The following is a 21010-nucleotide window of genomic DNA, read 5'->3' as shown; positions in this document are numbered from 1 at the left end:
AATGAGGTGCCTCTATGGCTGTTAAATTTACTAGATCAGACGATTTGGACAAAATGTTCGAGGAGTTTGCGACCCTGCCCAAGATGGAAAAGGTAGAGTTCCCTGAGGAAGACAAGAAAAAATCTAAAAACGAGAAGGATAAGAAAGAATGAGCTTCTTCTCTCAGCTGCCGGCCAGTGTCCTGCAAGCCGGTGCCATCTTTCTCTCCATTATCATTGAAGCCCTGCCTTTTGTCTTAATCGGAAGTATTATTTCTGGCTTTATCGAGGTGTATGTCACGCCAGACAAAGTTTATCGTTTCCTACCCAAGAACAAATGGGCTCGGATTTTCTTTGGAAGCTTGGTTGGTTTTGTCTTTCCTTCTTGCGAGTGCGGAATCGTCCCTATTATAAATCGGTTTCTGGAAAAGAAAGTTCCCAGTTACACAGCTGTGCCTTTTCTGGTAACGGCGCCAGTCATCAACCCCATCGTGCTTTTTGCGACCTACTCAGCCTTTGGTAATTCCTTCCGAATGGCTCTGCTTCGTGCTTTAGGTTCTATGGTCGTGGCTATTCTTTTAGGGATTTTCCTGGGCTTCTTTGCAGACAGCAATATTCAAAAAGAAAATCGCAAGGCTGTTCATGAGCATGACTTTTCACATCTCAGCAAAGGAAAAAAGCTATTTCAGGTATTTGTGCAGGCCATTGACGAATTTTTCGATACAGGCCGCTATCTGGTCTTTGGCTGTCTCTTCGCCAGCCTGGTCCAAGTCTATGTGCCAACCAGAATCCTGACCTCTATCAGCTCGACACCAGCTGTTGCAATTCTTCTCCTCATGCTACTGTCCTTCCTGCTCTCACTTTGCAGCGAAGCTGATGCTTTCATCGGTAGCTCCTTGATTGCTAGCTTCGGCCTATCGCCAGTCTTAGCTTTCTTGGTCATTGGGCCTATGCTAGATGTCAAGAATCTGCTGATGATGAAAAACTACTTTAAGACACGCTTTATCTGGCAATTTATCAGCCTGGTTACCGTCGTCGTCTTTCTTTACTCTTGGCTTGTGGGGGTAGTGCTATGATTCGATTTCTAATCTTAGTCGGCTACTTTGAGATTACCATGTATCTGCAGCTGACGGGCAAGCTTAATCAATATATCAATCTCCACTATTCCTATCTGGCATACTTGTCTATGATTCTGTCCTTTGTCTTGGCAGTCGTGCAGCTTATCATCTGGATGAAAAAGATGGAGGTTCATAGTCATTTAAGCACTCGCTGGGCCAAGTTAGGCAGCGTGCTGCTCCTCGTCATTCCGCTTTTTGTAGGAATTTTCTTTCCAACTGTAACCTTGGATTCGACAACAGTTTCGGCTAAAGGATTTCATTTCCCGCTGGCTGAGGGAACTTCAACTGCTATTCAGCAGGACGAAGGCACAACCAGCCAATACCTGAAGCCGGACACCAGCACCTACTTTACCAAGGGGGCTTACGAAAAAGAAATGCGGGCAGCCGCTAAGAAATATGTCAAGCAAGATACCATTCAGGTCACAACTGAGAACTACATGGAAATCATGGAAGTCATCTATGATTATCCCGACGAGTTTGTAGGCAAGACGCTGGAGTTCACCGGGTTTGTCTACAATGACCCCAGCGATCAGAAGAGCCAATTTCTCTTTCGCTTCGGTATTATCCATTGTATCGCCGACTCAGGTGTCTATGGCCTCTTGACGACTGGAAATACCCAGCATTTCGAGAATAATACCTGGATTCATGCCAAGGGAAAAATTACCATGCATTACCATAAAAGTCTGGGGCAAAGCCTGCCAACTCTAGAAGTCGAAAGTTTTGATAAGGTAGAAAAACCGGACAATCCTTACGTTTATCGGGTATTTGAATAAAGAAAACGAGGCTGGCACAATCGTGTCTAAGCCTCATTTTTTGTATTTGAATATGTTTCAAGCAGCGGTCAATTTCTTTCTATTTATCCCCCTTTTCAGAAACCGAATTTCTGAATACAATCTTTAGAAAAATTGTGATAAAATAGAGACATCATTTAGAAAATAGGTATCAGGATGTCTTCAAAAGTTATTGTAACAATTTTCGGAGCCAGCGGTGACTTGGCCAAAAGAAAACTCTATCCATCCCTCTTCAGGCTCTATAAGTCTGGCAATCTTTCCAAGCATTTTGCAGTTATCGGAACCGCCCGCCGGCCTTGGAGCAAGGAGTATTTTGAGTCTGTAGTTGTCGAAGCAATCGCTGATTTAGCTGACAGTCCAGAGCAAGCCCAAGAGTTTGCCAGTCACTTCTACTATCAAAGTCATGATGTGCAGGATACCGAGCACTACATTGAGCTGCGCAAGCTTCAAAACCGACTCAATGAGCAGTACCAAGCCGAGCACAATAAGCTCTTCTTCCTGTCCATGGCTCCGCAATTTTTCGGAACCATTGCCAAACACCTCAAGTCTGAAAACATCGTAGATGGCAAAGGATTTGAACGCCTGATTGTCGAAAAACCTTTCGGAACAGACTTGGCAACTGCCAGCCAACTTAACGAAGAACTCTTGGCTGCCTTTAATGAAGAGCAGATTTTCCGTATTGACCATTATCTAGGCAAGGAAATGATTCAGAGCATCTTCGCTATCCGCTTTGCTAATCTTCTCTTTGAAAATATCTGGAATCGTGACTACATTGACAATGTCCAGATTACCTTTGCAGAAAAGCTAGGCGTCGAAGAACGCGGCGGTTACTATGACCAGTCCGGTGCTCTGCGCGATATGGTGCAGAATCATACCTTACAGCTCCTGTCACTCTTAGCTATGGACAAGCCGAAAAGCTTCAGCAAAGAGGACATTCGGGCAGAGAAAGTCAAAGTTTTTGAACGCTTGGTAGAGCCGAATAAAGAAGACCTAAAACGCTTCTTTATCCGCGGTCAGTATAAGTCTGGCACAGTCAAAGGCAAGAAATACATCTCCTACCGGAGCGAACCTAATGTCAATCCTGACTCCATGACTGAAACCTTTGCTTCAGGAGCTTTCTTCGTAAATAGTGAACGTTTCCGTGATGTTCCATTTTTCTTCCGAACTGGTAAACGCCTCACTGAAAAAGGCACTCTTGTCAATATCGTCTTTAAGCAGATGGAGTCTATCTTTGGTGAGGAATTAGCACCCAATGTTCTGACCATTCATATCCAGCCAACTGAGGGCTTCTCTCTCAGCATGAATGGCAAAGAGGTTGGCGAGCGCTTCAGCTTAGCTCCTCTCTCTCTGGACTATCGAACAGACGCAACAGCCAGCGGTGCTTCCCCTGATCCTTACGAAAAATTAATTTTTGACGTCCTTAACAATGACTCAACTAACTTCAGTCACTGGGATGAAGTCCGCTCTAGCTGGGAGCTGATTGATCAGATTGAAGAGCTCTGGCATAGCAATGAAGTGCCTCTCCATGAGTATCCTGTTGGATCTATGGGACCGGATGCCGCCTTTGAACTCCTTAGAGAATTTGGAGCTGACTGGCAGTGGTCTCCAAACAAATAAAATTTAAAAATTGTTCATAAAAAAGCCAGTATGTGTACTGGCTTTTTTGCTTTATACTAAGCCTTCAAGCAGGCCTTTCATAAAGTTCTCTGAGTTAAACTCACCGATATCATCAATCTTTTCTCCAAAGCCAATCAGCTTGACCGGAATATCCAATTCCTGACGAATAGCTAGCACAACCCCGCCTCGAGCTGTTCCATCAATTTTCGTCAGTACAATTCCTGTGACTGGGGTGATTTTAGAAAATTCCTTGGCCTGAACCAGAGCATTCTGACCAGTTGAAGCATCGAGAGCTAGGAAAGTTTCATGCGGTGCTTCTGGATCCACCCGCTTAATAATGCGGCCAATTTTCTCTAGCTCTGCCATGAGATTGTCTTTATTTTGCAGGCGTCCCGCCGTGTCAATCATAAGAACATCAACCTGCTCTGCTTGAGCACGCTCCATACCGTCATAAACCACGCTGGCAGGGTCACTCTTTTCAGGCCCCGTTACTACTGGAACATCTACGCGCCGACCCCATTCAGCCAGCTGAGCCACTGCTCCAGCTCGGAATGTATCTGCAGCTACCAACATGACTTTCTTGCCTTCTTGTTTGAACTTATAGGCTAGTTTACCGATAGAGGTGGTCTTACCGACTCCGTTGACCCCAACAAAGAGCATGACAGTCAGACCGTTTTGGAAATTGATTTTTTCATTAAAGCGGCCATCTTTCTCATAAATGTCCACCAATTTTTCAATAATCAGCTGGCGCAGAGCAGCTGGTTTTTTAGCATTTTCCAGACGGGCTTCATAGCGTAGTTCCTCAGTCAGACTGGAAGCCACTTGAACTCCTACATCACTAGTGATGAGCAGCTCTTCCAAGTCTTCGAAGAACTCTTCATCTACTGAGCGGAAATTAGCAAAGAAGGCATTGAGCCGTGCTCCAAATCCTGTCCGAGTCTTCTTTAGGCTGCGGTCATATTTTTCCTGAGTGGATTCCTCTTGAGGAAGTTCAACAGGTTCTTCTGTAGCTGCTACTTCTGATTCTTCAGCAACATCAGCTGCTTGGTCGACCTGTTCTGATTCTGTTAGTGACTCAGCTTCTGTTTCTAGCTCGAACTCATTATTTGAATCAGTTATCACCTCGTCATAAGAAGCTGCTTCATGCTCGGTATGAGATGATGCTTCATCCGAAAGATCCGTTTGTTCAACAAGTTCTTCTACCGTTTCGTCACTGCTCTCAGCATGATGCTCTTCTAGAGTTTCTTCAGTCTGACTTGCTCCTTGAGCCACTTCTTGATTTTCTGCAATAATGTCTCTTTCATGCTCTAGCTCCTTGCTTTCTTCTTGGATAGTTTGAGATGCTAGCTCTTCAACATCAGCCAAACTATCTTTTGTATCCGAAATTTGGTCATCAAGTTGCTGCTCGCCCTGATAGAACTGAACAGCTTCCGCTTCAAGATTTTCTCTTGCTTCTGGAACAGGCGCTGTTTCTTCTTCAAGCTCGCCAATGTTTTCCAATGCTTCCTTGACAACTTCTTCAATTGGCGGTTCTTGTTTTTTTCGGCCGAAAAGGCGGTCAAATAATCCCATCGACTAATCCTCCTTTAGTACATATTCTTCAATAGCCCAAGCCACTGCATCCTCATCATTGGTCATAGGTGTCACCACATTGGCTGCTTCTTTGACAATAGCTACTGCATTCTGCATGGCCACTCCCAAACCAGCCCACTCAATCATAGACAGATCGTTGGCTTCATCACCACAGGTCATGACCTGACTTCTCTCAATACCTAAATGGGCAATCAGTTTCTCCAAACCATTGGCCTTATGGACATTTTTCGGTGACCACTCCAGCAGCATTTCTCTAGATTTGAAAATTTCATAGCGATCAAATAATTCCGGTGAAATTTGCTCAATAGCCGCATCCAGTGGTTCTTGAGCATAAGCAGTGACACATTTATTGTAAGTCTGCTTGCTGGACAAATCATTAAAATCAATGGACTCAAAAGTTAGATCAGGATTGAACTGAGCATAAAGCGAGTCTTGATCGGACTGAATCTGATAGACAAGTCCTTCACAGATAGCATCAAGAGGGATATGGAGCTTGTCTGTTTCCTCATAAATCCGGGCTACATCATCATAAGAAAAGACTGTTTTATCGAGGATTTCGCCGGTATTGCGCTGAACAAGACCGCCATTAAAAGTAATGGTGTACTCATCCTCTCGACCGTCTGTTCCCAGCTCATGCAGGAAAAAGTCCATGGCCTTGAGGGGACGACCAGTCGTCAGAACTACCTTAACTCCCTTATCCTGAGCTGCTTTTAGAGCTGCTAAATTGCGGTCAGAAATCTTCTTGTCTGAATTTAAAAGAGTTCCATCCAAGTCCAGAGCAATCAGTTTTATATCTGCCATTATAATCCCTCCATGTAAGTGATAACCGACTGAGCATCATGGTGACCGATGACTTCCTTGGCCACTTCTAAAATCTCAGGGCGAGCATTTTCAGTCGCGATCGGATAGCCAGCCACCTGCATCATGTGCAAATCGTTGAGATTATCACCAAAAACCATAACCTGAGAAAGATCTATGTCTAGCTTCTTGGCCAGCTCGACAATGGCAACCCCCTTATCCACATGGTCCAGAACGATGTCAATTGACTTGAAGCCAGTCGTCATAGCCTTAACTCCATCGATATTTTCATTGACCCAAGCTTCACCAGCTGCGACTTGGTCCTCAGCAAAATTGGTCGTAAACTTGAAAATTTCATCGTCAATATCAGCCAAGCTAGCCACTTTTTGAATGTTTTCATTATAATGAGCACTGAAGGAAAGATAGGTCGGATCCACAGTCTCCAAGACATAGCAGGCACGTTTGCCCGTCAAAAGCAGCTCATTGACATTGACATAGGGAGATTCCTGCAGCTTGTCAAAAACTTTAAGATAAAACTCTCGTGGCATGGTTGCTTCATAGAGATCCTCGCCGTGAAATTCCACCAAACTGCCGTTTTCAGCAATAAAAATAATCTCATTGCGCACTTCCTCAAACAACTTTTCCAGCGACAAGAGGCCCCGCCCGCTGGCTACGGCAAAATACATGCCTTTTTCTTTGAAGCGAGCCAAAACTTGCTTGAGACGGTCCATATCAAACTGACCTTTACTGTCTAAAAAGGTGCCGTCCATATCCGTTGCAACTAATTTTATACTCATTTTACATACTTTCTAAATCTTTTAACTTGACCGAGACAATCTTGGAAACACCAGACTCCTGCATGGTAACTCCGTAAATAGAGTCTGCAGCTGACATGGTTCCCTTACGGTGAGTGACCACGATGAATTGGCTGTCCTTGTCAAATCGATTGAGATAATCCCCAAAGCGTTTAACATTCGCCTCGTCCAGCGCTGCTTCGACCTCGTCCAAGATGACAAAAGGAATGGTCTTGACACGGATGATAGAGAAGAGCAGAGCCAAAGCTGATAAGGCCTTCTCGCCACCGCTCATCAGATTAAGCGACTGGATTTTCTTGCCAGGTGGCTGCACGGAGATTTCTACACCTGCAGTCAGCAAGTCTCCCTCCGTCAATATCAGGTCTGCCGAACCACCGCCAAACATCTGACGGAAAGTCACCTTGAAGCTTTCACGAATGGCTTCAAAGGTTGATTTAAAACGTTCCTTGACTTCGTCATTCATCTCTTCAATCGTCTCTAAGAGCAGATTTTTGGCTGATAGGACATCGTCTCGCTGCTCGTTGAGGAAGTTCAAACGGTTGCTGACTTCTTCAAACTGCTCGACTGCTTCCAGATTGACTGGACCTAAAGCTCGAATGGCTTTTTCCAGATCCTTAACTTGGCTTTCAGCAGCTGGCAAACTTTCTAACGGACGAGCCTGACTGCTTGCTTCTTCGAAACTCATCTGATAGTCATCTGTCAGATTGCTTGCCAGACGGCGCATGACATCCATGAGTTTATCCTTTTCTGCCTCTGCTTTAGCCTGCCGGCGAATCAATTCTTCATTTTGATGGCGGGCTTGCTCCAAACGGCTGGCGATATCATCAGATTGACCTTCTAAATCTTCAAGCTCAAATTTCAAACGAATCAGTCTTTGATCCAGCTCAATCTTTTCTTGCTTGGCGGTCTCTAATTGCTCTTCCAGAATTGTAATATCCACCTTCTGCAGGCTGGACTGTTCCTTTTGCTCCATCAAAAGCTCCAAGGTTGCCTGCTCTTTTTCAAGGCTGGTTTTTTCCTCGAACAGTCGTTCCAAGTCATTCTTTTCAAAGCGTTGGTTGGAGGTCAACTCTGTCCGCTGGAGCTTGAGTTCAGCTAGGCGAGAGGAAAGCTTGTCAAAACGAGCCTGAACAGCATCTTTGTTCGACTTAACCTGCTCTATTTCTGCAGTGATGTCCGTTTTTTCTTGCTCAATCTCAGTCAAGCGGATCTGCAGTCGGTCTTTCTCTTCTGAAATATCCAAAGCAGATTGACCAGCTAACTCCTGTTCCTGTAGATTTTTCAGACTTGTGAGCTCTTCTACGCGCTTGGCTAACTGTTCATAGGCTAGATTAGCCTTTTGCTCAGCCAAGCGAGCCTGCTCACCGTCTGTCTTGATTTGTTCCAATACTTGCTTAGCCTGACTGAGCTGGTTTTGCAGAATTTGCACTGCATCTTCTTGCTCTTTCAAGCTGACATTTTTCTGCTTAATCTCCTCAAGCAGAGCATCTAGCTCCGGCTTGATAAAGATAGTATTGTTGTTGCGGTTGGCACCACCAGCATAAGATCCGCCAGTCCGAAGCTCTGTTCCATCCAAAGTCACCATCCGAACCTGATAGCGCACTTGGCGAGCTGCTGCTCGAGCATGCTCCACTGTATCAAAAATAGCAGTCGTTCCCAGCAGATTTTGAAAAATGCTATCTAACGATGACTCATAGCTGACCAAGGAAGAAGCCAGTCCCAGAAAACCAACACTTTTTTCAATCGTAGCACGGTTATGGTCAGGCAGCTGACGCGGCTTGATGGTTGTTAAAGGCAGGAAGGTTGCCCGGCCAGCCCGATTTTTCTTCAGAAATTCGATAGCCCGAGTGGCAGCCGCCTCATCTTCCACGATGATATTCTGACTGCTGGCTCCCAAGGCAATTTCCAGCGCTGTCTGATAGTGGGGATCGAAGCTAAGCTTTTCGCTAACAGCTCCAACAATACCGCCCAGGCGGTCAGCTTCCTGCAGCACACTCTTAACACCAGCATAGAAATTGCTGTGATTTTTAAGAATGGCCTCCAAGCTATTGGAACGCGCCTGCTTGTTTTTGAGGTCATCCAAAAGCTCAAACATCTTAGTCTGCTGATGTTTATAATCTGCCTCTAGTTTCTCTACTAACTGGATCTGACTCTGGTAGTCTGCTAGTAGATTCTTGAGGGCTTGGCGAGCAATTTCCAACTCCTCCAAACCAGCCTGCTCCTGAGTCTGGCTAGCTTCCAAATCTGCTTGCAATTTAGCATAGTCAGCCTTCTTGCTCTCAGCCAATTTAAGCTCACTAGCCAGCTGGCTCTCCAGAGAAGTCAAGTCATTAGAAAGATTTGCTTCTTCCTGCATGAGCTTGACATACTGCTCACGCAGATGTTCAATCAGCTGGTCTGGATCATCTGAAAAGTCTGCTAATTCTGCTTCCAAAGCAGCAATAGACTGCTCATTGTCACTCAGTTGGGCAGCTATTTGGCTCAATTCAGCCTGCTTGCCTTCTATGTTACTTTCTATTTGAGTTAGTTTTTCTGACAGAGCAGCCAAGCGTTCTTCATTTTCCCGACGGCTCGTCGCTGCCTGGCTGGACTCCAACTTAGAAAGGTCAATCTGACGCTCCAAATCACTGATTAAGCGGGTCAATTCCAGCAAACTAGCTTGATCATCAGACAAAGTTTGATTGAGCTCATGGCGCTTGGCCTTCAAGCTTTGGTTTTCAACTTCCAGCTCATCGCGCTTGCTATAGTAGGCTGCCAGCTCCTGCTGGATATTCGTTAAATCTTCTTCAGCCTGAGTCAGCCTTTCCTTATTAGCTGTCAACTGAGCGACCAAAACATCCAAGTAAAGCTCTCGGCGCTGGCCATCCAGACTCAAGAAGCGCTTAGCAGTTTCAGCCTGCTTCTCCAAGGGCTTGACCTGGCTCTCCAGCTCGTAGATAATGTCTTCCAGTCGGTCCAGATTATCCTGAGTTTGACTAAGCTTGCTTTCCGTTTCCTTACGACGTGTCTTATACTTAAGCACTCCAGCAGCTTCTTCAAAGATTGCCCGACGTTCCTCGGGCTTGCTGTTAAAGATTTCTTCAACTTTCCCTTGGGAAATGATGGAGAAGGAATCTCGTCCCAGCCCAGTATCCATGAAGAGATCATGGACATCGCGCAGACGGACTTTTTTACCGTCAATCTTATACTCACTGTCACCGCTGCGGTAAATGTGACGCTCCACCCGAATCTCATTGGCAGCATCCTTGATAAATTGGTCACTGTTATCCAGAACCACTACCACTGATGCGTAATTTAGTGGCTTGCGGGTTTCTGTTCCCGCAAAAATCACATCGGGCATCTTGCCGCCCCGCAGACTTTTCACACTGGACTCTCCCAAGGCCCAGCGCAGGCTCTCCGTAATATTGGACTTGCCGGAACCATTTGGCCCAACAACCGCTGTCACTCCCTGATCAAAGACAACTTTAGTCTTGTCAGCAAATGACTTGAAGCCCTGAATTTCAATTTCCTTTAAAAACATGAAGAACTTTCCTTTTCAAATGCGTTTTTAGCAGCTTCCTGCTCGGCCAGCTTTTTAGAACGCCCCTGGCCTTGACCGGACTTACGACCATTGATGAGAACGGCCACCTCGAAATTTTTGGCATGAGCCGGCCCTGTTTCAGAGACGACCTGATAGGCAATTTCCACATCACCATTAATCTGCAGCAACTCCTGCAGCTTAGTCTTATAGTCCGTCACCCGCTCAAAATCTCCCGCTTCCACCTTGGGAATCATGACTTGATAGAGAAAGCTTTTGACTGCTTCCACACCCTTATCCAAGAGCAAGGCACCTAAAAAGGCCTCGAATAAATCCCCTAAAATCGTATCACGATTCCGGCCGCCAGACTTCTCCTCACCACGTCCCAGCTTGATAAACTGATCAAATTGACAATCACGGGCAAAGCCTGCCAGACTCTCTTCCCGAACAATCATAGAGCGCAGCTTGGACAGATCGCCCTCTGGTCTCTTAGGATACTTGGTATAAAGATACTCCGAAATAATCAGTTGCAGAACAGCGTCTCCTAAAAATTCCAAGCGTTCATTGTGTGAAATTTTTAAGAGGCGGTGCTCATTGGCATAGCTCGTATGAGTAAAAGCCGTTTCCAACAAGGTCTCATCAGAGAAAACCAAGTCAAACTGCTCCAGCAATGCTTTTTTCAAATTTTCCATTACTATTTTATATCATGCTGACTTCAGTCAGATAAGCAGCATGATACCTTTTCCTTTCCAAAGATATACAGTCTCTATTATAACAAAAAACAGGCGCAAACGCACCTGCTGACAGTGATTTCTATTCCTTATCCGGAATTACTTTAAACAAATAATAGGTGATAAAAATGGTCAGACCCAACAGTCCAATCTTAACCCAAATAATAGGCGCTAGAAAAATGGAAATACCCATCAAGATATAGATGGAAACGATAATCTTTTTCTTACGCTCCTTGGCAATCGTTCCCGTCTCTCTAAAATCTGCCACATAGGTCTGATACATCTTTGTATGATAGAGCCAATTTTCAAAACGCTTGGAACTGCGCGAAAAGCAGGCAATGGACAAGAGAAGAAATGGTGTCGTCGGCAGGAGAGGCAGAAAAATCCCCAAAACTCCTAACCCTAAAGATAATAGACCTACCACAAAGTAAATTGGCCGCATACAAGCTCCTTTATAAAATAAAACCGTTACTTTTTAAATATTTAATGGATACCGCACTAGAGCAAGAAAACCAAACCTTGCGGTCTAGTGTTTAAATACTCGTCAAAGGCGTTGCGGTATCAGGCGAGGTATCATAGACCTGGAAGTCGTGGCCAACCGCCATATCAGCTTGAGCCAGTTGATTGACCATGGTCATGTGAGCCAATTCCTTGATATTATTTTCCTTACTGAGATGGCCCAGATAGATCCGCTTGGTGCGATTGCCCAGCGTCCGAATCATGGTCTCCGCTCCGTCTTCATTGGACAAGTGACCCATATCCGACAGAATCCGTTGCTTAAGGCTCCAAGGATAGGCACCGCTGCGAAGAATTTCAATATCATGGTTGCTCTCAATCAGATAACCATCGGCATTTTCGATAATTCCAGCCATCCGATCACTGACATAGCCCGTATCCGTCAGCATGACAAAACTCTTGTCATCCTTCATAAAGCGGTAAAACTGCGGACAGGCTGCATCATGACTGACTCCGAAGCTTTCTATATCTAGGTCTCCAAAGGTCTTGGTCTTTCCCAGTTCAAAGATATGCTTCTGACTAGCATCCAGCTTGCCCAAGTCCTTTTCCATAGCCTTCCATGTAGCCTCATTAGCATAAATATCCAGATGATACTTGCGAGCCAATACACCAACACCATGAATGTGGTCCTTGTGCTCATGGGTTACTAAAATAGCATCCAAATCCTCAGGCTTGCGGCCAATTTCGCCCAGCAAACTCGTAATTTTCTTGCCTGATAAGCCAGCGTCAACCAGAATCCGCTTTTGATCTGTTTCCAGATAGAAACAGTTACCGCTTGATCCTGACGCTAGAATACTGTATTGAAATCCTTTAGTCATGTCTACTTTCTATATATCATCTTCATTATCCCAGTCGTCATCGCGGACGCCATCATTCTCATAAGGTAAGACAATGGTAAAGGTCGAGCCCACACCATACTCACTCTTAGCCCAGATAAAGCCCTGATGCTGCTTGATAATTTCTTTAGCAATAGCCAGCCCCAGACCTGTTCCGCCCTGTGCACGGCTACGTGCCTTGTCCACTCGATAAAAGCGGTCAAAGATCTTAGGCAAGTCCTGCTTGGGAATTCCCAGACCTTCATCCGCAATCGAAAGAATCAACTGCTCATCAGTTGTCTTGATGGAAACAGTAATGGTTCCACCATCTGGCGAATACTTGATGGCATTGTTCATGATATTATCAATGACCTGGGTCAGCTTATCTGTATCAATCTCTACCCAAATCGGTGTTATCGGATAATCACGGATAATCTCATATTTTTTAGTTTCATCTTGATTTTTTATCTTGTCAAAGCGATTGAGGATAAAGGTGATAAAGGCTGTGAAATTCGTCAGCTCCACTTCCAGATGACTGGTCTCATTGTCGATACGGGACAGACTAAGCAGGTCCGTCACCATCCGCATCATGCGGTTGGTTTCATTGAGCGATACCTTGACAAAGTCCGGTGCTACTGGCTCAGACAAGGCTCCCTCATCCAGGGCTTCCAGATAGGACTTAACACTGGTCAGCGGAGTCCGCAACTCATGGCTGACGTTGGAGACAAAGAGGCGACGCTCCCGCTCTTCCTTGTCCTGCTCTGTCGTGTCATGCAAGACAGCTACCAAACCAGAAATGAAGCCCGACTCCCGCCGTACCAAGGCAAAGCGAATCCGCAAGCTCAAGTACTCACCATTTTCATCCTGAGAATCTATCGTCAGCTCAGGAACATTGGTAATCAGGTCCCTCAAATCATACTCGTCTGAAATCGAAAGCAGATCCAAAATACTCATATTTTGGACCTCATCTCTCTTAACTCCCAACTGCTTGGTTGCCATATCGTTGATAGTGATAATCTGCCCCCGGCGGTTGGTCGCAAGCACGCCATCTGTCATATAGGACAGGATGCTGGAAAGGCGTTTTGTTTCTTGCTCAAGGTTTTCATGTGTCAGTCGAATGACCTCTGAAAGATCATTGATACTGTTGGTCATATCTGTGATTTCTGGACTCCCTTGCATGTCCAGCACTTCAGAATAGTCACCTGCAATCAAATCTTTAACCTTTTGATTAAGCTGTACAAGCTTTTGGTTATCCCGGCGATTTTCCAATAAAAGCAAGGCCACAACTACAATGAAGCCGATAATAATGATAGCAAAGACAAAATCCGCAGAAACCACAAATTGTTTAATTGCTTCAATCATTATTTCTCATATAGTAGCCAACTCCGCGGCGAGTCAAGATATACTCAGGCCGGCTTGGCGTATCTTCAATCTTTTCACGCAGACGGCGGATAGTCACATCCACTGTACGGACATCGCCAAAATAGTCATAGCCCCATACTGTTTCCAGTAAATGCTCACGTGTCATTACCTGGCCAATATGTGTCGCCAAATGGTGAAGCAACTCAAACTCACGGTGGGTCAGCTCCAGCTCCTTGCCATGCTTCTTAGCAACAAAAGCATCTGGCAAAATCTGCAGTTCCCCAATGGTCAGCTCGTTCGGGCCACTTTCTTCTACTTGGTTTTCCACAACAAGGTCTGCCCGACGAAGAAGTGCCTTGACACGCGCCTGCAGCTCACGATTTGAGAAAGGCTTGGTCACATAGTCATCTGCACCTATTTCAAGACCGATAACCTTGTCAAACTCACTGTCCTTAGCAGACAATACAATAATCGGCACATTACTAGTCTTACGAATAGTCCTAGCAACTTCCAGTCCGTCCACTTCTGGTAGCATCAAGTCCAGAATCAAGATGTCTGGCTGTTCTGCCTCAAACATCTCCAAGGCTTCCTTACCATCAAAAGCAGTCAAAACCTCATAGCCTTCCTTGGCCATATTAAACTTAATAATATCTGAGATTGGTTTCTCATCATCTACAACTAATATTTTCTTCATATGTTCACCTTAACATAAGATTGGGATTGAATCAACTCCATGATAGAAAAGTTGTGACATAGTCAGCTAAGTCGTCCTGCATCAAAACGTGCAAAAGGCAATCTAGTTTGCCTAGCTAGACTCCCAATCCAATTTTATTTATTTATATAGTCTTATTATACCAAAGTTTTCTTAAAAAACACTAATTCAAGCCATTTTTATTCCACATTTGTAGAAAATGGACGATTCTCATCTAAAAAATTTTTCTCTGAACGAAAATAGTCATTTTTATTCAATTTGACAGTTTATTTATTCTATGGTAAAATCTATGTCATATTATCTAACACAAAGGAGAAAGATATGGCTTTAGTTGAATTTAAAAATGTCGAAAAGTATTACGGAGACTACCATGCTCTGCGCAATATCAATCTCAGTTTTGAAAAAGGGCAAGTGGTTGTACTGCTGGGACCATCCGGCTCTGGAAAATCTACTCTTATCCGTACAATCAACGCTTTAGAAGGCATTGATCAGGGAAGCTTAATTGTCAATGGCCACGAGGTCGCGAACACTGATGCCAAAGATCTGGTCAACTTACGTAAAGAAGTCGGAATGGTCTTTCAACATTTTAATCTTTACCCCCACAAAACGGTGTTAGAAAATGTTACCTTGGCGCCTATTAAAGTTCTAGGAATGGATAAACAAGAAGCTAACAAAATCGCTCAAAAATATCTAGAATTTGTCAACATGTGGGACAAGAAAGACTCTTACCCAGGCATGTTATCCGGTGGACAAAAGCAAAGGATTGCCATTGCCCGCGGTTTAGCCATGCATCCTGAGCTCCTGCTCTTTGATGAACCGACTTCTGCCCTTGACCCTGAGACAATCGGGGATGTTCTGGCTGTTATGCAAAAACTAGCCAAAGACGGCATGAATATGATTGTGGTCACACACGAGATGGGATTTGCCCGTGAGGTAGCTGACCGCATTATCTTCATGGCAGACGGTGAGGTGCTAGTAGATACTACTGATGTTGATGCTTTCTTTGACAATCCTACCGAACCTCGTGCTAAGCAGTTTCTCAGTAAAATTATCAACCATGAGAGTGATAACGTGCTTTCTTAAAAAGGAGAAGATCTATGAAACTAAAGAAAATACTCATCAGCCTACTCCTACTCCTTCTGACTCTAGGCTTGATTCACGCTGCTCCTGCACAAGCCGATTCCAGTACCAGCCAACAGGTCAAGGCCATCCAGAAACGCGGAGTCCTTAATGTCGGTGTCAAGCAGGATGTACCTAACTTTGGTTACCTCAATCCTGATAGCAATACATACAGCGGTCTAGAAATCGATATTGCAAAGAAAATTGCCAAGGAACTAGGCGTCAAAATCAACTACGTCCCAGTTACCGCACAAACACGCGGGCCCCTTCTGGACAATGGGCAAGTTGACATGGTCATTGCGACCTTTACCATCACAGATGAGCGTAAGGAAATCTATAATTTTACAACCCCTTACTACACAGATGCTTCTGGTTTTCTAGTTAATAAATCCAGCAAAATTACAGACGTCAAGGACTTGAATAACAAGACTATCGGCGTCGTCCAAGGCTCTATTACTCAAACCTTGCTGGAAGAAATCGCTCAAGAGAAAAAGCTCAACTTCAAATATGTGGAGTTAGGCTCCTACCCTGAACTTGCTGTTTCCTTGCGGGCTCACCGTATTGATGCCATTTCTGTTGATAAGTCCATCCTGACCGGCTATGTAAGTTCCAAGTCAAACATTCTGGATTACAGCTTCAAAAAAGCCGATTATGGTGTGGTAACAAAAAAATCCAATACTCAATTAAATGACTATGTAGATGGCCTAATCTCTAAATGGAAGGAAGACGGCAGTCTACAGAAAATTTATGACAAATATGATTTAAAACCATCTGCTTCAACAGATGATTAGAAAGGAGACCCCATGAGTTTTAGTATTTCTTCTTGGCAGGCTTACTTTGCGGACTTTGGCAAGTTTTTCCAAGGATTCCTCTTTACCTTAGCTATTTCCATCGGCGCCCTGACCTTGGCTCTTCTACTAGGGATTTTCTTTGGAGCTATCAGCACAGGTAAGCACAAAGTTCTACGTGGTCTAGCTCGTGTTTTTGTTGAGTTTTATCAGAATACACCACTCTTAGTGCAATTTGTAATTGTCTTTTACGGTCTTCCGCTAGTCAGCAATTACACCATCATGCCCTCAATCTATTGGACTGCGGTTCTCTGTGTAGGACTGTACCACGGTGCTTACATCGCCGAAGTCATCCGCTCAGGTATCCAGTCCATTCCTCGCGGACAGACTGAAGCTGCACTCTCTCAGGGCTTTACCTATGTAGAAACCATGCGATACATCATCCTGCCCCAAGCTTTTCGGATTATCCTGCCACCGTTAATCAATCAGGTCGTCAATCTGATAAAAAACACTTCTACCGTCGCTATTATCTCTGGTATGGATCTGATGTTCGTGACCAAGTCTTGGTCTGCTCTGAACTCCAACTACATCCCAGCCTTTGCTGGAGCAGCTCTGCTCTACTTCCTCCTTTGCTTCCCAATCGCTAGCTGGGGACGTAGGGTAGAGGAAGCCAATAAACAAGCTTACAGCATCTAAGGAGGTCTCTATGGAAAATATTTTAAAAGTCTTAACCACAACCAACCTCCTCTTTATCCTTAAGGGGCTCTGGCTGACGCTACAAATTTCTTTCATTTCCATTGTCCTATCAACGATTTTTGGAACTATTCTAGCCGTCATGCGAAATGGAAAAAATAAACTGCTCAAGCTGATTGCCAGCATTTACATCGAATTTGTCCGTAATGTACCCAATCTGCTCTGGATTTTCACCATCTTTTTAGTCTTTCAGATTAAATCAACGCCAGCCGGTATCATCAGCTTCACCGTCTTTACTTCTGCTGCTTTGGCAGAAATTATCCGGGGCGGCCTCAATGCCATTGATCCAGGTCAGACTGAAGCTGGCTTATCTCAAGGATTTACTCAGTTTCAGATTTTGCGTTATATCATCCTACCTCAGGCTATTCGGAAAATGCTGCCAGCCATCATTTCTCAGTTTGTAACAGTGATTAAGGATACCAGCCTGCTCTATTCTGTTATTGCGCTCCAAGAACTCTTTGGTTCTGCTCAAATTCTAATGGGACGCTATTTTGAAGCTGAACAGGTCTTCGCGCTCTACCTACTAGTAGCAGCCATCTATTTCCTGATTAACTTCGCCATTTCCAGCTTCTCGCGCAAGCTATCCCAACGCTGGGCTCAAGCTGCAGAATAGATAGCTCAAATACAGAACTACTGTCCAAAAGTTGAGTTTACCAACTCAGCTTTTTTATTTTTAACATTTGTGGTAGAATAATATCAAAGGATAGACAAGGAGAACGATATGAAAAAACTGACATTGCTTTTCATCACTTTCTTAACACTAATCTTTCTCAGCGCCTGCGGTCAGCACGCTAGCTTTCAAGGAAAATGGAAGGCTCAGAAAGCAAACGGCGAGGACATTAACATTGTCTTCAATGACAAGACCGGCAAGCTAGGCGATAAAGAATTTCACTATAAGATAGATAAGTCAGGCTACCAAGATAATACCAAATATTACAGTATCACTGTCAGCGACACCTATCACTACACCATCCTTTTCCCAGATGATGATATGAAAATAGCTACTCTTCTAGAACCTGACGACCCGTCTAGCGACCCTCTCTATGGGGAAATGCTCTATGCCATGAACCGAAATGAGTATCCTGATTTTGATGATTATGTGGATAAATATTTGAATTAAAACTAGAAAGACCACTGATGTAGTCAGCGGTCTTTTTATTATTCTTTTTTAAATAGTTTGTCAGCTAGAAAAACAGCATTTAGTACCCTAGGAAATCCGACGTAAGGGATGCATTGCAAAAAGCATTCTATAATCTTTTCGGGGGTTAAGCCAACATTTAAAGCCGCTTGAATATGTACTTCCAGCTGTGCTTCACAACCTCCCTGTGTTAAAAGACTGGCAAGAGTGACGATTTCTCGTTCCTGTAGATTCAGTCCCTCACGACTATAGATATCGCCAAAAGCAAATTCTACAATATAGTCTCCTAAATCGGGAGCTATTTCTTTCAGAGAGGAAATGACCTTCTCACCGCCCTCACCATCAATCTGATTGAGTCTTTCCAATCCACGTTCAAATCGTTTGTTTTTCATTTGCATTTACCTCCTTAAATGATTACAATGTCATTATAAATCTTAGACCATACTCTAAGTCAAGAAATCAAAGGAGGTTTTTTATGAAAATCGGTCTATTTGCCCAAAAAGTGAATTTATCAACGCATACGCTCCGATATTATGAGAAACGAGGATTGATTAAAGTTGATAGAGATCAAAGCGGTCAGCGTTTCTATGACGAGAACGATCTTGCTTGGGTTCAGTTTATTCAGCGTTTAAAAGATACGGGTATGCATTTGAAAGATATTCAGAGATATGCTGACTTGCGCTACCAGGGTGATGGCAGCCTGAAAGAACGCTTAGAAATGCTGCAGAAGCATCGCAGCTTTGTTCAAGAACAAATTAAAAATTGGCAAATGTCACTAAAAAAATTAGATAATAAAATTGAATGGTATCAAGCAGAAATCAGGAATCTTCCTAAATAATCTATAAACGAAACCCGGGCTAATTGCTCGGGTTTAATTGTTTTCTAATGAGTTCTACTTTTCAACGCGGGATTTGCTGGCAATGTCTGCTAAGATCTGCTCTACAAATTCGTCTACTGGTATTGTATGTGTTTCTTTTTGACCGTAGCGGCGGACATTGACAGTCCCGTCTTCGACTTCCTTGTCACCAACGATGAGCTGATAAGGAATCTTGCTAGTTTGTGAGGCACGAATCTTATACTGCATCTTTTCATTGCGCTCATCCACATCAGCACGAACACCCTTGTCGCGCAGCTTTTTAGCCACTTGCCAAGCATAGTCAATATGGGCTTCATTGGAAACCGGAATCAAGGTCACTTGATGCGGAGCCAGCCAGGTCGGGAAGGCACCCTTGTAATTTTCAATCAAGATGGCTGTAAAGCGCTCCATGGTTGAGATAACTCCACGGTGAATCATAACTGGGCGATGCTCTTCACCGTCAGCTCCGACATATTTGAGGTCAAAACGCTCTGGCAAGAGGAAGTCCAGCTGGATAGTTGACAGAGTTTCCTCATTTCCAAGAGCTGTTTTAACCTGGATATCGAGTTTAGGGCCGTAAAAGGCTGCTTCTCCTTCTGCCTCAAAGTAGTCCACACCCATTTCGTCCAAGGCTGCTCGCAGCATGGTTTGGGCATTTTCCCACATCTCATCGTTATCAAAATACTTATGCGTATCCTGAGGGTCACGAAGAGACAGACGGAAACGATATTCTGTCAAGTTGAAGTCGGCATAAACGTCGATAATCAACTGCAGCGCACGCTGGAATTCTTCTTGAATCTGTTCTGGCGTTACAAACAAGTGGCCATCATTCAAGGACATTTCACGTACACGTTGAAGACCAGTCAAAGCACCAGATTTCTCATAGCGGTGCATCATGCCAATCTCGGCGATACGGATTGGCAGCTCGCGGTAAGAGTGAACATGGTGTTTGTAGACTTGGATGTGGTGCGGACAGTTCATGGGACGAAGAACAAACTCTTCTCCATCACCCATATCCATGGTTGGGAACATATCCTCTTGGTAATGCTCCCAGTGGCCAGAAGTCTTATAAAGCTCCACAGAAGCCAAAGGTGGAGTGTAGACGTGTTGGTAGCCTGAAGACAACTCTTTATCAACGATGTAACGCTCCAACTCGCGACGGACAGTCGCACCATTTGGCAGCCAGAATGGCAAGCCTTGACCTACTTCTTGAGAAATCATGAAGAGATCCAGCTCTTTACCTAACTTACGGTGGTCGCGTTCTTTAGCTTCTTCCCGCATTTGCAGATATTTCTTCAGGTCTTTCTTGTCAAACCAAGCAGTACCATAGACCCGCTGCATCATAGCATTGTCGCTGTTCCCGCGCCAGTATGCTCCAGCCACATTCAAGAGGTGGAAGATTTGGATGCGACCTGTAGATGGGACATGAGGCCCACGGCAGAGATCCACATATTCACCCTGACGGTAGATGGTCAAACCGCCCTCATCTTCTGAGTGCTCTTCAATCAATTCCAACTTGTAAGGATCGTTTTTGAAAATTTCACGCGCCTCATCCTTGGTCACTTCCTCACGGATGGACGGGAAGTTTTCTTTGACGATTTTCTTCATTTCCTCTTCGATACGAGGCAGATCTTCGTTCGAAATTTGCCCTGCTTCATTATCTGTATCGTAGTAGAAACCGTCTTCGATAGCTGGACCAACTCCCAAGTGAATGTCTGGGAAGAGGCGACGAGCAGCTTGGGCAAACAAGTGAGCTGCAGAGTGACGCAAGATTGGAAGAGCATCTTCGTGATCAGGTGTCACGATTTCGATGCTTCCATCTTCAGTAATAGCACGAGTAGTATCAATCAATTTGCCGTTGAATTTACCAGCCAAAGCTTTTTTAGCTAGGGAATTGCTGATAGATTGAGCAATTTCAAAAGTTGACACGCCAGATTCGAATTCACGAACAGCGCCATCTGGGAAAGTAATCTTAATCATGTGTTTTCTCCTT

At 44.4% G+C, this 21010-nt stretch carries 21 protein-coding genes; 10 read left to right on the top strand and 11 right to left on the bottom strand.

Annotation, left to right across the window (positions count from 1 at the left end; genetic code table 11):
- Positions 1–14: 14 nt before the first annotated feature.
- The 4 genes from RP262_RS04935 (at position 15) to zwf (ending at position 3504) form a co-directional block, all read left to right on the top strand.
- A complete protein-coding gene (locus RP262_RS04935) occupies positions 15–152 on the top strand; it encodes an SPJ_0845 family protein (RefSeq protein ID WP_002897213.1) in 138 nt (45 codons plus the stop codon).
- Positions 149–1054: a permease gene (locus tag RP262_RS04930; protein WP_149565293.1), complete on the top strand. Its 906-nt coding sequence runs from the start codon at positions 149–151 to the stop codon at positions 1052–1054. The genes RP262_RS04935 and RP262_RS04930 overlap by 4 nt, the downstream gene beginning before the upstream one ends.
- Positions 1051–1869, top strand: coding sequence for a TIGR03943 family putative permease subunit (locus RP262_RS04925; protein WP_002914763.1), 819 nt, complete (start codon positions 1051–1053; stop codon positions 1867–1869). Before RP262_RS04930 ends, RP262_RS04925 begins: the two co-directional genes overlap by 4 nt.
- A gap of 174 nt (positions 1870–2043) precedes the next feature.
- On the top strand, positions 2044–3504 hold the full coding sequence (gene zwf, locus RP262_RS04920; protein WP_149565292.1) for a glucose-6-phosphate dehydrogenase: 1461 nt from the start codon (positions 2044–2046) through the stop codon (positions 3502–3504).
- A gap of 51 nt (positions 3505–3555) precedes the next feature.
- Here the strand turns inward: zwf and ftsY are convergent, their stop codons facing one another.
- The 9 genes from ftsY to yycF form a co-directional block, all read right to left on the bottom strand.
- Positions 3556–5076: a signal recognition particle-docking protein FtsY gene (gene ftsY, locus RP262_RS04915; RefSeq protein ID WP_311154475.1), complete on the bottom strand. Its 1521-nt coding sequence runs from the start codon at positions 5074–5076 to the stop codon at positions 3556–3558.
- Positions 5077–5079: 3 nt separating this feature from the next.
- A complete protein-coding gene (locus RP262_RS04910) occupies positions 5080–5898 on the bottom strand; it encodes a Cof-type HAD-IIB family hydrolase (RefSeq protein ID WP_311154474.1) in 819 nt (272 codons plus the stop codon).
- The gene (locus RP262_RS04905; RefSeq protein WP_311154473.1) at positions 5898–6692 is read right to left on the bottom strand and encodes an HAD family hydrolase; all 795 of its coding nucleotides are present in this window, start codon (positions 6690–6692) and stop codon (positions 5898–5900) included. Before RP262_RS04905 ends, RP262_RS04910 begins: the two co-directional genes overlap by 1 nt.
- A gap of 1 nt (position 6693) precedes the next feature.
- Entirely contained in the window at positions 6694–10230 is a 3537-nt protein-coding gene (gene smc / locus RP262_RS04900) for a chromosome segregation protein SMC (RefSeq protein WP_311154472.1), read from the bottom strand.
- The gene (gene rnc, locus RP262_RS04895; protein WP_002903151.1) at positions 10221–10919 is read right to left on the bottom strand and encodes a ribonuclease III; all 699 of its coding nucleotides are present in this window, start codon (positions 10917–10919) and stop codon (positions 10221–10223) included. The genes smc and rnc overlap by 10 nt, the downstream gene beginning before the upstream one ends.
- Positions 10920–11040: 121 nt before the next feature.
- Positions 11041–11400 (bottom strand): YbaN family protein, encoded by a 360-nt coding sequence (locus tag RP262_RS04890; RefSeq protein ID WP_002906095.1) that lies wholly within the window; start codon positions 11398–11400, stop codon positions 11041–11043.
- A gap of 91 nt (positions 11401–11491) precedes the next feature.
- A complete protein-coding gene (locus tag RP262_RS04885; protein ID WP_311154471.1) occupies positions 11492–12292 on the bottom strand; it encodes an MBL fold metallo-hydrolase in 801 nt (266 codons plus the stop codon).
- A 9-nt stretch (positions 12293–12301) separates the two neighbouring features.
- On the bottom strand, positions 12302–13651 hold the full coding sequence (gene vicK / locus RP262_RS04880; protein ID WP_311154470.1) for a cell wall metabolism sensor histidine kinase VicK: 1350 nt from the start codon (positions 13649–13651) through the stop codon (positions 12302–12304).
- Complete coding sequence (gene yycF / locus RP262_RS04875; RefSeq protein WP_002894937.1) at positions 13644–14345, bottom strand: response regulator YycF; 702 nt, start codon at positions 14343–14345, stop codon at positions 13644–13646. The genes vicK and yycF overlap by 8 nt, the downstream gene beginning before the upstream one ends.
- 339 nt (positions 14346–14684) lie before the next feature.
- On the opposite strand from yycF, the gene RP262_RS04870 reads away from it, so the two are divergent.
- From RP262_RS04870 to RP262_RS04850, 5 genes are all read left to right on the top strand, one after another.
- Complete coding sequence (locus RP262_RS04870) at positions 14685–15446, top strand: amino acid ABC transporter ATP-binding protein (protein ID WP_311154469.1); 762 nt, start codon at positions 14685–14687, stop codon at positions 15444–15446.
- A gap of 14 nt (positions 15447–15460) precedes the next feature.
- Positions 15461–16273 (top strand): transporter substrate-binding domain-containing protein, encoded by an 813-nt coding sequence (locus tag RP262_RS04865; protein WP_311154468.1) that lies wholly within the window; start codon positions 15461–15463, stop codon positions 16271–16273.
- A gap of 12 nt (positions 16274–16285) precedes the next feature.
- On the top strand, positions 16286–16966 hold the full coding sequence (locus tag RP262_RS04860; RefSeq protein WP_009659278.1) for an amino acid ABC transporter permease: 681 nt from the start codon (positions 16286–16288) through the stop codon (positions 16964–16966).
- Positions 16967–16976: 10 nt separating this feature from the next.
- Positions 16977–17636: an amino acid ABC transporter permease gene (locus RP262_RS04855; protein WP_002894927.1), complete on the top strand. Its 660-nt coding sequence runs from the start codon at positions 16977–16979 to the stop codon at positions 17634–17636.
- A 108-nt stretch (positions 17637–17744) separates the two neighbouring features.
- Positions 17745–18143 carry a hypothetical protein gene (locus tag RP262_RS04850; protein ID WP_311154467.1) on the top strand — a complete coding sequence of 133 codons (399 nt, stop codon included), beginning with the start codon at positions 17745–17747 and terminating at the stop codon, positions 18141–18143.
- A gap of 38 nt (positions 18144–18181) precedes the next feature.
- Here RP262_RS04850 and RP262_RS04845 read toward each other — a convergent pair whose 3' ends face one another.
- A complete protein-coding gene (locus tag RP262_RS04845) occupies positions 18182–18559 on the bottom strand; it encodes a carboxymuconolactone decarboxylase family protein (RefSeq protein ID WP_002899930.1) in 378 nt (125 codons plus the stop codon).
- Positions 18560–18636: 77 nt separating this feature from the next.
- Between RP262_RS04845 and RP262_RS04840 the strand changes: the two genes are divergently transcribed.
- Positions 18637–18999 carry a MerR family transcriptional regulator gene (locus RP262_RS04840; RefSeq protein WP_049553289.1) on the top strand — a complete coding sequence of 121 codons (363 nt, stop codon included), beginning with the start codon at positions 18637–18639 and terminating at the stop codon, positions 18997–18999.
- 54 nt (positions 19000–19053) lie between these two features.
- On the opposite strand, the gene thrS is transcribed toward RP262_RS04840, so the two are convergent.
- Complete coding sequence (thrS, locus tag RP262_RS04835; RefSeq protein WP_311154466.1) at positions 19054–20997, bottom strand: threonine--tRNA ligase; 1944 nt, start codon at positions 20995–20997, stop codon at positions 19054–19056.
- Positions 20998–21010: the final 13 nt, after the last annotated feature.

Origin of the sequence: uncultured Streptococcus sp., from assembly GCF_963456385.1 — a bacterium.
In the GTDB taxonomy this organism is placed as follows: Bacteria; Bacillota; Bacilli; order Lactobacillales; family Streptococcaceae; genus Streptococcus.
Note: the sequence above shows the minus strand (reverse complement) of the source record. Positions and strands in the feature narration are given on the sequence as shown.

Excerpts from the sequence above, each read along its gene's own strand:
- smc (WP_311154472.1), bottom strand. The coding sequence starts at position 10,230 with ATGTTTTTAAAGGAAATTGAAATTCAGGGCTTCAAGTCATTTGCTGAC.
- RP262_RS04925 (WP_002914763.1), top strand. The coding sequence starts at position 1,051 with ATGATTCGATTTCTAATCTTAGTCGGCTACTTTGAGATTACCATGTAT.
- RP262_RS04885 (WP_311154471.1), bottom strand. The coding sequence starts at position 12,292 with ATGACTAAAGGATTTCAATACAGTATTCTAGCGTCAGGATCAAGCGGT.
- ftsY (WP_311154475.1), bottom strand. The coding sequence starts at position 5,076 with ATGGGATTATTTGACCGCCTTTTCGGCCGAAAAAAACAAGAACCGCCA.
- RP262_RS04870 (WP_311154469.1), top strand. The coding sequence starts at position 14,685 with ATGGCTTTAGTTGAATTTAAAAATGTCGAAAAGTATTACGGAGACTAC.
- yycF (WP_002894937.1), bottom strand. The coding sequence starts at position 14,345 with ATGAAGAAAATATTAGTTGTAGATGATGAGAAACCAATCTCAGATATT.
- RP262_RS04935 (WP_002897213.1), top strand. The coding sequence starts at position 15 with ATGGCTGTTAAATTTACTAGATCAGACGATTTGGACAAAATGTTCGAG.
- RP262_RS04865 (WP_311154468.1), top strand. The coding sequence starts at position 15,461 with ATGAAACTAAAGAAAATACTCATCAGCCTACTCCTACTCCTTCTGACT.
- RP262_RS04890 (WP_002906095.1), bottom strand. The coding sequence starts at position 11,400 with ATGCGGCCAATTTACTTTGTGGTAGGTCTATTATCTTTAGGGTTAGGA.
- RP262_RS04840 (WP_049553289.1), top strand. The coding sequence starts at position 18,637 with ATGAAAATCGGTCTATTTGCCCAAAAAGTGAATTTATCAACGCATACG.
- rnc (WP_002903151.1), bottom strand. The coding sequence starts at position 10,919 with ATGGAAAATTTGAAAAAAGCATTGCTGGAGCAGTTTGACTTGGTTTTC.
- thrS (WP_311154466.1), bottom strand. The coding sequence starts at position 20,997 with ATGATTAAGATTACTTTCCCAGATGGCGCTGTTCGTGAATTCGAATCT.
- RP262_RS04930 (WP_149565293.1), top strand. The coding sequence starts at position 149 with ATGAGCTTCTTCTCTCAGCTGCCGGCCAGTGTCCTGCAAGCCGGTGCC.
- RP262_RS04910 (WP_311154474.1), bottom strand. The coding sequence starts at position 5,898 with ATGGCAGATATAAAACTGATTGCTCTGGACTTGGATGGAACTCTTTTA.
- RP262_RS04860 (WP_009659278.1), top strand. The coding sequence starts at position 16,286 with ATGAGTTTTAGTATTTCTTCTTGGCAGGCTTACTTTGCGGACTTTGGC.
- RP262_RS04905 (WP_311154473.1), bottom strand. The coding sequence starts at position 6,692 with ATGAGTATAAAATTAGTTGCAACGGATATGGACGGCACCTTTTTAGAC.
- RP262_RS04850 (WP_311154467.1), top strand. The coding sequence starts at position 17,745 with ATGAAAAAACTGACATTGCTTTTCATCACTTTCTTAACACTAATCTTT.
- vicK (WP_311154470.1), bottom strand. The coding sequence starts at position 13,651 with ATGATTGAAGCAATTAAACAATTTGTGGTTTCTGCGGATTTTGTCTTT.
- RP262_RS04855 (WP_002894927.1), top strand. The coding sequence starts at position 16,977 with ATGGAAAATATTTTAAAAGTCTTAACCACAACCAACCTCCTCTTTATC.
- zwf (WP_149565292.1), top strand. The coding sequence starts at position 2,044 with ATGTCTTCAAAAGTTATTGTAACAATTTTCGGAGCCAGCGGTGACTTG.
- RP262_RS04845 (WP_002899930.1), bottom strand. The coding sequence starts at position 18,559 with ATGCAAATGAAAAACAAACGATTTGAACGTGGATTGGAAAGACTCAAT.